The following is an 853-nucleotide window of genomic DNA, read 5'->3' as shown; positions in this document are numbered from 1 at the left end:
AGCAGGAAGCGCGGCAGGCTGTCGAAGGCCGCCCACGCGACGATACGGTCGAACGGCGCTTCATTTGCCAGTCCGTTCGAGCTGTCCGCCTGGCGCACGATGACATTGCCGATGCCGAGCGCGTCGAAGCGCTGCTTGGCCTGCTCGGCCAGCGTCTTGTAGCGGTCGACGGTGACGACCCGCGCGGCAAGCCGCGACATCACCGCCGCCGTGTAACCCGACCCGGTGCCGATCTCGAGCACCCGGTTGCCCGGCTCGATGGCAAGTGCTGCGATCACCGCAGCTTGCAGATCGGCGCCCTCGATCGCCTCGCCGCATTCGATCGGCAGCATGCGGTCCGACCAGGCGATCGGATGGAACTGCGCGGAAAGGAAGCCGCGCCTCGGCGTCGCCTCGAAAGCGGCGATCAGCGCCTTCGGCACGACGCCCTTGCCACGCAGGCGGAGCAGGAAAGCGGCGAAGCCTTCGCGGTCGTCGACCGTCGGACCATGGTTCAGGTTCATGCGAGCGCCTTGGTCAGTTGATCGCGGATTTCATGAGCGGTGAGATCGAGCTGCAGCGGCGTCACCGATACCTGCCGGTTGCGCATGGCGTGGAGGTCGGTGCCTTGCTTGCCCTCGACCGGCTCGCGGCCGAAGCGCAGCCAATAGTAAGGAAGCCCGCGTCCATCGCGGCGCTCGTCAACCCACAGGCTGTGGACGAGCTTGCCTTGCGAGGTGACCACCGTGCTGGCGACCTCTTCTGGCGCGCAATTGGGAAAATTGACGTTGAGCAGCACGCCGTCCGGCAGCGGCATGGCGACAAGCTTCTTGAGCAGCGCCGGCGCCAGCGCCTCGGTGGTCTCATAGGGAAC

Annotated in this window: 1 protein-coding gene and 1 pseudogene; both read right to left on the bottom strand. The window is 66.6% G+C overall.

Going from position 1 to position 853, the window contains the following annotated elements; genetic code table 11:
- On the bottom strand, nt 1-503 hold a 503-nt coding region (locus tag EOA86_RS36580; protein ID WP_206630266.1), incomplete at its 3' end, for a methyltransferase domain-containing protein.
- A pseudogene (locus tag EOA86_RS36575) lies at nt 500-853 on the bottom strand (5'/3'-nucleotidase SurE); the annotation flags it as partial. The pseudogene EOA86_RS36575 and the gene EOA86_RS36580, both read right to left, overlap by 4 nt.

This window comes from Mesorhizobium sp. M5C.F.Ca.IN.020.32.2.1 (assembly GCF_004023105.1).
Classification (GTDB): domain Bacteria; phylum Pseudomonadota; class Alphaproteobacteria; order Rhizobiales; family Rhizobiaceae; genus Mesorhizobium; species Mesorhizobium wenxiniae.
The sequence above is the reverse complement of the archived record's forward strand: the minus strand, read 5'-3'. Positions and strand labels throughout refer to the sequence as shown.